Here is a 7,691-nt window from a genome sequence, read left to right as displayed (position 1 = left end):
ATTGCATGCCCGACAGAACAGAGTAAGCGGTCGAACAATTGGAGGAACGGAGTTGGCAGGGACGCCAACACTCTCTCACGCAGGATGCGTGCCACTTAAGACCAGGTTGCATGTGCAGACAGTGCACCAGAGAGAAGCGATTAAGCAGGTAGGCAGGTGTCATCGGGTATGTGAGCCGCTGGCGTTAGCCACGGTTTTCACGCACAACCGGGGCTAACGCCCAAACGGCTCACATGGTTCTACCCGATCATTCCTGCCGACCTGCTTAGCAAGCTCTGGCGGCTTGGTTGAATGAGCTATAGCCGATCTTCTTCTCGTGGATCAGGTAAAGCTGGAAGTTTCTACCGTCTTCGACGGTTGCCTCGTCGAGCGGTTTTTGAATGAAGCCTGCAAACCTTCTGGCGTGATCGGTGGAAGCGTCGATGGTTCGGGGGGGCATGTTGCGAATCAACATGTCTTCCGCAAGCCGCTTGGTGACCGGGCAATTGTGCTTCTTGTAGGGCGTCATTGGCTGAGACTCCGGTTGGTAGCTGAGAACGCTCGCATGGGAATGCGAGCAGGGAGTCACCAGCGTGCTTGCGAAATCCAAAAGCGCAGTCCCATAACTGTTTTAACCGCCCGCCCTCGGCGAGGGGTCCGTTGAGTTGTCCCCGGGCCCACGCATTGCCATCCAAGCTGAGATGGGACGCACGCGCGATCGCGAGGCAGATTGCATGCCCGACAGAACAGAGTAAGCGGTCGAACAATTGGAGGAACGGAGTTGGCAGGGACGCCAACACTCTCTCACGCAGGATGCGTGTCACTCAAGACCAGGACGCATCTCCAGGCAGTGCACCGGAGAGAAACGATTAGGTTCGACGGATGACGTCACCGGGGACGGCGGCTTGATCGTCCATTTGTAAACGCCCCGTGCCGTCCTCCGGTGGGCGGCATTGTTACGTGTAAAGATGCCGATCAACGTTTCTGCCAATTCAGCTTGGGAACGCTGAGGCGGTTTTCAAATGTCCCATCCCACTCGACCGCCAAGCCATTGCGCTCAAGTGAGTCGCGAACGATATTTCCCACCTCGATGCCGACAGTTTGTTCATCTGCGGGGTCGACTGGGCCGAACGCGAAGTACAATCCCACGCCGTTTACCGCACGTTCCAGGTCCTGGCCGTGATAGAAACAATAGCCCAAAACAGACTCCTTGTTTGGATGCTGGTTGTAAGACTCACCAACGTCTTCGAATCCGTCGCTTTGCGTGTAGCCAGCATTCTGGATGGCGACGACCCCACGTTCGTTCATCATTTTGAACGCAGCGTCGAGGCGATCGCAATCAGTCGTTGGCGGGTAGGACTGTTTTTCCTCTTCGTATTGAGTGAACTGTGCATCCAACTCAGCAGACACCTCTGCAGGGTCGAGTTCATCGGGTGCGTACATTTCCTCGGTAAATATTTCCAGCAGTCGGTCTCGGGAATAGAACCCAGACCGGACCATGGATGAAATCTCAGATATCGTTTCAGGTTCAAGCATTTTCGCGTGCAGTTCTGCTTGGCGGCATGACGTTAGGCATCACGGGACGCGGAGAGTGGACGATCCACTGCGAAGAAAGCTGCAAACCGTGCTCCTATGCATGTCATTGTTCTGCTTTCTTGCGTTTGCGCACGACGGTGATCTCAGCATTCAAGGGTGAGTCACCGTTCACGACGAAGCGGTCATCCCGTTGCAAATAGTGTAGCAGTTCTTCATCCGAGAATGCAACGTAATCGTGCAGCCATAACTCGGTGTGGAAATCATCGAGCGTTCGAGGCTTCCGCTTGGGTCGAAGGAATTCGTAACAGCTATCCGAGACACGCTGATCCAGCCGTATGATATTTGGCGGTTCGGCCCAATCGAAATCAGCTTCAGTTTTTCCAATTGCAAACAGTGCGTCGAGAATGTGATGTGAGAACATCCCTCGGCCCGGGCAATCGTGTTCTAACGTCGCTCCAAAATCAATTGCGTCGTTGAAGTCGCCATTAAGCACGAATGCCTGTAGCAAACGCTCGGCAGCGTATAGATCGCCGGGGGAACGCTTGACTTCGTCCTTGCAGTAGGCCACCAAGCCAACGTAATCACGCTGGTCATGAAAGTGACAATGGTCTTCCCAGGATCCGAAGTCGTACATCTAATTCGATAGCCAAACGTTAACGATCACGTGGTCGCCGCGAACGACCCACCACTTCAATAAACTCAACTCGGCGACACACGTGCATCGTCTGGTTCGCCTAAATCACAAATTTCCGCTCTCCAAGCAGCAATTTTTCGGTCATACCAAGCGTCAAACGAGTCGAGAACATACCCTTCATTCTCGCAGCCGGCGATTGCCTCGGGCATGGAGTCCTCGGGGCCCACGTAGTATATCTTAAATGGTGATTGCGCAGTGTCGAACGCGAAGTAGTCGCCGCATTCGTTTGTTGCGAAGGCTCGAAAGTGATCAGGCCATTGCTTCCAGACGACAGATTTCAAGTGGTCGTGCACGCTCTCAGCGTGACGGCTACCGATGCTTTTTCGGCGCCAGCAGCCAGAGCGTTCGCGATGTGGGCGCGGCAACCGAGAGCCTGAAAGGGTGCCAACTTGGATTCTTTGGGGTGCTTCATACCTGGGGGCGTGATCCAGCGACCTATCATCCGCACGTTCACTATGTCGTTCCTGGTGGCGGAGTGAAACTGGATGAGCGTGGCCACGCCCTGTCATGGCAGAGAACTCCGGAGAACTTTTGTTCCATCACGGAACATTGATCCGCACCTACAAGGTGAAGCTCGCCGACGAGCTTCGTGCCGCTGGGCTGTATGGCCAAGTCAACCGTGAAGCTTGGTCGAAAGACTTCGTCGTCGACATCCAGCCAGTTGGGCACGGAGTTCCAACGCTGAAGTACTTGGCACCGTACGTTCATCGAGTCGCGATCAGCGACAGCCGCATCATGAATGTCAATTCGGAAACTGTGACGTACCGGATTCGTCGCAAAGGTAACGTGATGCAGAACAAGACCGTTGCCGGCGACGACTTCGTGGGCAACTTTTTGCAGCACGTGCTGCCGACGAACTTCATGAAGATCCGTCACTACGGCTGGATGAGCGCGGGCAGCAAGGTGAAAGTCGAAGACGAGAATTGGCTGGTCTGGCCGATGCTTGGCTGGACTTTCTGGTTGGGCAGCGGCTACGCGCCGCAAGCGGAACCGTTGACCGTGCCGATGAAGTGTCGCCTGTGTGGCGGTGTGATGCGAGTGGTTGAAGTCAGCTACACCTCGTTTTCGTCGCAGGGCATCCGCCCCGAGCACGGGCTGACCTACTACGACAGTGGGTAACGCATGAACCAGCGAAGTGAAATGACCGGTCGAATTCGAACGTCTTCAGGAGGGCGAAGGAGGACGATATGTCTCGACGGCAATTTCACGCGTCAAACCCACCGGGCAGTGAACCTCAATCAGTGCCATTCACTGCCGATTCAGCACAACCAGGGTCGGAGCACGTGTCCAAGCATCGAAGCACTGCACTTAACGCGAACCAAAGGCTGCACCGGAGAGTTAAGCTCAGAAGCAAAGCTCAAGGACGAATGGGCGAGCGACTCGGCGTTCAACACCGGGCATCTTGAACAGAGGACTTGAGCTTCGGCTAGGCGACGCGTTTTGAACCGCGACGAACGAAGAGAGCTGAAAGAGAAAGTGACTCAACCGTCGCATCCACGCGAAGTCAAATCCTTATTGGTTATCCGACGTCTTGAGGTACCGCCAAGAATGTCGAACAGACGAACACGATCTCGAACGAGGCAACAAGCGAGTCCGCAAAACGCAATCGGCGGTGCCGTGCTGGTCGGAAGATGTAACATGCGAGGCAGTATAGCAGAACAGCGGACGCCATTAATCGAGCAGCGTTAGACAGGGAAATCGGGCCAAATTCATGTCCGTACCAAAGCAAGGTTCCAGTTGTCGGTAGCATAACGGGCAGCAGCGTCAACATCAGGAAGTAGTGCAGGTAAACGTAGCCAAGGACGACCAAGTGAGATGGAGAACCGAGGTAAGAACCGTGCAGGCCGAACCGTGAGTATCGGTGCGAGGCATTGTCGGCACGAACCCAGTCCAGTAGTACGAGAGTGCCGGTACAGACTAGGATCAGGAGGAGAAGCACGGAGCAGTGTTTGTCAAAAGACGCGTCGTGTCAGCGTGGATCACGAGCCAAGGGTAGCATTGCCGTGATCATCGCATTCAGTCGGATAACGTCCGGGTTTTCCGGGTGGGGAGATTTGACATGCAAGCAGAAAAAACCGCCCGCAAGCCCCACTCCGGAACAACCCATGGTTATCCCTTTAGTTTCGGTAAGGTCGAGTAATTTCAAAGACAGAGTAGTGGGAATCCATGTCGCCATTAACAAAAGACAAGCGATTGTCTTTGGTGGTGACAAAATAAACAAGATAAGTTCGCCCAACAAGCTTATCAGGCTCGAAGGGGTCATCGGATTCTTGGTCGATCAAAAACTGAACCGGCTTCGGGCCGTTTCCGATGCCGGTCTCACCGTTTCTTCTTGCCTTGGGCCAGTCGTAACGCAAATGAGCGATCTGGACAGTCTTGCCATCGAGCTTGCCCTTGAGGACGCTAAGCACTCGTAACTCAGTATTAACTTCGGTAAAGAAGTTCACGAGGCGTTCACGAACCTGAGTAGTGAAAGTAGCTTCTTTCGAGTCACTGCTTTGCGTTGGCTGGACGATCAGGACGAGGTCTGCGTCATGCAATAGTTTCGCGTGGCTTATTTCAGGCGGCGGGAATGCAAAGAGCATGGCCTGCGAAACGAGAATCAAGCAGAAGAGGACGGACCAGCGAAACATCGTGCAGGCGTGCCTATGTGGGATAACGGCTAAATTCACGGGGAACGCGCGGGGAATTCTCCGTAACCAAAATAGCGGATCGCGTTCTCCCGTGCAATTTTTGGTTCGTCGCTCCTCTTGGAATTGCAATCAGTATCAGATGCAATTTTACATCATGCGGCAAGTTATTAAAGCAACTGGGATCAAGCCAGCCATGTAAAGGTAGTCCGTTAAACTGGTAGGGGTTTCCGAGGGTAACAGCGAAAATGCAAGCGAGATTGCGAGATTCGCGATACCGAAAACCAGACAGTGCAAGTACGGTCGAGTCGCAACCTCACGAACAAGATACCGTGCGCCGACCACAATCGGGACAACGCCAACGAGGAACCCAGCGATCATGCCGAAAGGAGTATCATATATTGCGGTGCCACGTTCGCCACCAATGAGGTAGGCAATCGCAATTGAAACGCCAAAAGCCATCCCAAGAACCATGCCCAGGACGAAGGAAAGCGCGATCGCTTTGAGCGTCGGACGCCATTCAATTGCCATGAGTAGATCAGTGCCTCTGCCGACGAACGGTAGACATCACGGGGGACGGACGGAAGACTTTCCACTTCAAAAACCGCGCAAGCCGTCCTCCCGTGCATGTCATGGTTCGTCGCGGTTTTCTGTGTCGGTTGTTCGGCTTACCAATTTGAATAGCATAGCATCGATAATGCTGCGAATCTCTTCTTCTTTGTCACGAACGATCACGGCGTTCTCAAAATCTTGCTTTGCGACAAGGTCTTCCTTCTGAATCTGCAATTCATCTATCTCGTCAAAAAGCTTGGCCAGTTCGGTAGAACCTGGGACGTAACGAGCGGCGATTTTGCGATCATCGTCAGCTAAGTAGCCACGTTGACGCATTGCTTCCGCTATGTCGTCAAAGCAGGGGCAATCCATCGACATCTTCATTACGTCGTACTCTAGGTCGACGTTGCGAATGAATTTCTCGGAGGAATAAGAGATGGTGATTTTCGGTGGGCTGGGGCGAAACAGACTCCAAACCAGTTTACCGACTAATGAATGAGGTTGCGTTAGCGGCAATGTGATCCGCACAGTGTCGTCGACAGCGCAAGCATCAAGGTCGCGGTGGCGGAGCAATTCCGCAATCGACTGCGCGTCCCATCTGCCGTCGGTGGGAACGTGAAACATCAGGACACTTTCCTCGTCGACGAACGCTACGCGTAACCGGGAACGCGCGGGTAAGTCTCTAACGGCCAATTCGCTTAGCTCGCGTTCTCCGGTTCACGCGATGGTTATCCGCTTACATGGAGCGAAGTGAGGCTATCGCTTGATCGTTGTTTCCGTTCTCGCAGAGTAGACAAATGGGCGAAGGAGCAGTAGGCGGGGTCAGTGCTTGTATCCTTCTGCTCGGTAACGATCCCACGTTTCGATAACGGCATCAGTATCGTCAACCCATTTACCAGGCGGGATGACGAAAAACCGCGTCGGATCGGGTTTTGTGCCAGCGTGTGTGGTCCAAGTAACTGTCCCGTCGGCCATTGTACCCATTTCGGGTTCTGCGGTCATGACGGAGTACGAAATGCCATCCAGTGGATTTGGGAGCGATGGATCGAACGACAACTTTAGGTGTGTGTATTGCTGGACGCCGTCCGATGAGCGATCTAACCCAGCAGCCCAATTTTCCACGGCAAGCCGAGCCTCCCGCCACTGCAGGTGGCGGCGTATTTTTGGATACGCAGCAAGTGCAACCGCGACAACGGCAACGACTATCAGAAGCGTGCGAAGTCTGAAGCGTGACGGTAACATTGCATCATTCGGATGTCAGTCGGATAACGTTGCGGATCACCCGGTCGGCGCGAGCAATTTCCCATTGTCAAAACGCCCGACTCGCCGACTCGGGTGCATCCGATGGTTCCCCGCTCTTTTCGGGATCGATGTTAGGTTGCCCATCGCCAAACCGCATACGCGACGTACCCGATGAGTATAGCCCTTGCCACCATCGAAAGCCAAGACATCCGCAGTCGCGTGTTTGCTCGTTTCACAGGAAAGGGCAGATCACCCTTCCAGTATCGCCATCCATTCAACCCGAAGTGATAAGTGTGGTCGTCGGTGCGAGCGGAAAGAACGTAGCCAGGTATGCGAAGAATTGGCGAGCGAAACGACGCGAGTACGGCTTCGCGTATGTCCTCGTAGTGAACGGTCCAGTCGCCGCAAACCAAGTGGTCATCGAAGAGACGAAGTCTAGCACGTCGCGAGGTGATCCATTGCGGCCCCGTTTCCAACTGGTTGCCGTCGGCGATGATAGCCTTCGTCATGCAGCTGTGAACAGGTTGCGTCATGATCTTCAGTCGGGGAACGTTCACGATCACGTGGTCGCCGCGAACGACTGACCACTTCAAAAAGCTAAACGCGGCGACTCACGTGCATCGACTGGTTCGCGATTTCGAACACGACGACGGCCCGATCCATCACCGCACGTTGCCAGTGTAGCCAATTCAAATCGCCGAGGGAAATTCAGTGTCCCAATTGGCAGTCGGCACTTCAGGCGTTGGTTGTCATCGTTGCCATCTTGGGGCGTTGGATGTGCGTGTTGCGTTGGAATGCGTTGGTCATCCGTGCGGTCACGATCAGGCGTTGGTTTGTCTTGGTCAGCGCACCCATCAAACCGTCATCTCAAATGCGAATCCCAAGCGAAAGATGTCCGCTGGCATCGGATGGGCGTGATTCGAGCGCACCAATCAGTGGGATGGAAAACAGGCGTCGGTTAACACCGCGAACGGTAGACATCACGGGGGACGGACGGAAGACTTTCCACTTCAAAAACCGCGCAAGCCGTCCTCCCGTGCATGTCATGGTTCGTCGCG

The 7,691-nt window shown here is 54.2% G+C and carries 7 protein-coding genes and 1 pseudogene; 1 reads left to right on the top strand and 7 read right to left on the bottom strand.

The window, feature by feature from the left end:
• Positions 1-265: 265 nt before the first annotated feature.
• The 3 genes from RISK_RS17550 to RISK_RS17540 all read right to left on the bottom strand — a co-directional run bounded on the left by RISK_RS17550 (position 266) and on the right by RISK_RS17540 (position 2,149).
• Positions 266-508 carry a phage integrase N-terminal SAM-like domain-containing protein gene (locus RISK_RS17550; protein WP_047815636.1) on the bottom strand — a complete coding sequence of 81 codons (243 nt, stop codon included), beginning with the start codon at positions 506-508 and terminating at the stop codon, positions 266-268.
• Positions 509-954: 446 nt separating this feature from the next.
• On the bottom strand, positions 955-1,515 hold the full coding sequence (locus tag RISK_RS17545) for a DUF6891 domain-containing protein (protein ID WP_047815635.1): 561 nt from the start codon (positions 1,513-1,515) through the stop codon (positions 955-957).
• Positions 1,516-1,618: 103 nt separating this feature from the next.
• Positions 1,619-2,149, bottom strand: a complete 531-nt coding sequence (locus tag RISK_RS17540; protein ID WP_236696407.1) for a hypothetical protein — start codon at positions 2,147-2,149, stop codon at positions 1,619-1,621.
• Positions 2,150-2,501: 352 nt separating this feature from the next.
• Here RISK_RS17540 and RISK_RS29900 point away from each other — a divergent pair.
• Positions 2,502-3,328: pseudogene (locus tag RISK_RS29900) on the top strand (IS91 family transposase); the annotation flags it as partial.
• Positions 3,329-4,326: 998 nt separating this feature from the next.
• Here RISK_RS29900 and RISK_RS17525 read toward each other — a convergent pair.
• From RISK_RS17525 to RISK_RS31680, 4 genes are all read right to left on the bottom strand, one after another.
• The gene (locus RISK_RS17525; protein WP_047815634.1) at positions 4,327-4,842 is read right to left on the bottom strand and encodes a hypothetical protein; all 516 of its coding nucleotides are present in this window, start codon (positions 4,840-4,842) and stop codon (positions 4,327-4,329) included.
• Positions 4,843-4,989: 147 nt separating this feature from the next.
• A complete protein-coding gene (locus RISK_RS17520) occupies positions 4,990-5,370 on the bottom strand; it encodes a hypothetical protein (protein WP_047815633.1) in 381 nt (126 codons plus the stop codon).
• 99 nt (positions 5,371-5,469) lie between these two features.
• The gene (locus RISK_RS17515; protein ID WP_047815637.1) at positions 5,470-6,015 is read right to left on the bottom strand and encodes a UvrB/UvrC motif-containing protein; all 546 of its coding nucleotides are present in this window, start codon (positions 6,013-6,015) and stop codon (positions 5,470-5,472) included.
• A gap of 749 nt (positions 6,016-6,764) precedes the next feature.
• Complete coding sequence (locus RISK_RS31680) at positions 6,765-7,166, bottom strand: hypothetical protein (RefSeq protein ID WP_053061214.1); 402 nt, start codon at positions 7,164-7,166, stop codon at positions 6,765-6,767.
• Positions 7,167-7,691 lie beyond the last annotated feature (525 nt).

This window comes from Rhodopirellula islandica, from assembly GCF_001027925.1.
GTDB classification, from domain to species: domain Bacteria; phylum Planctomycetota; class Planctomycetia; order Pirellulales; family Pirellulaceae; genus Rhodopirellula; species Rhodopirellula islandica.
Note: the sequence above shows the minus strand (reverse complement) of the source record. Positions and strands in the feature narration are given on the sequence as shown.

What these genes read in the sequence shown, in the direction of transcription:
- RISK_RS17520 (WP_047815633.1), bottom strand. Translation starts at nt 5,370, where the DNA reads ATGGCAATTGAATGGCGTCCGACGCTCAAAGCGATCGCGCTTTCCTTC.
- RISK_RS17545 (WP_047815635.1), bottom strand. Translation starts at nt 1,515, where the DNA reads ATGCTTGAACCTGAAACGATATCTGAGATTTCATCCATGGTCCGGTCT.
- RISK_RS17515 (WP_047815637.1), bottom strand. Translation starts at nt 6,015, where the DNA reads ATGTTTCACGTTCCCACCGACGGCAGATGGGACGCGCAGTCGATTGCG.
- RISK_RS17550 (WP_047815636.1), bottom strand. Translation starts at nt 508, where the DNA reads ATGACGCCCTACAAGAAGCACAATTGCCCGGTCACCAAGCGGCTTGCG.
- RISK_RS31680 (WP_053061214.1), bottom strand. Translation starts at nt 7,166, where the DNA reads ATGACGCAACCTGTTCACAGCTGCATGACGAAGGCTATCATCGCCGAC.
- RISK_RS17540 (WP_236696407.1), bottom strand. Translation starts at nt 2,149, where the DNA reads ATGTACGACTTCGGATCCTGGGAAGACCATTGTCACTTTCATGACCAG.
- RISK_RS17525 (WP_047815634.1), bottom strand. Translation starts at nt 4,842, where the DNA reads ATGTTTCGCTGGTCCGTCCTCTTCTGCTTGATTCTCGTTTCGCAGGCC.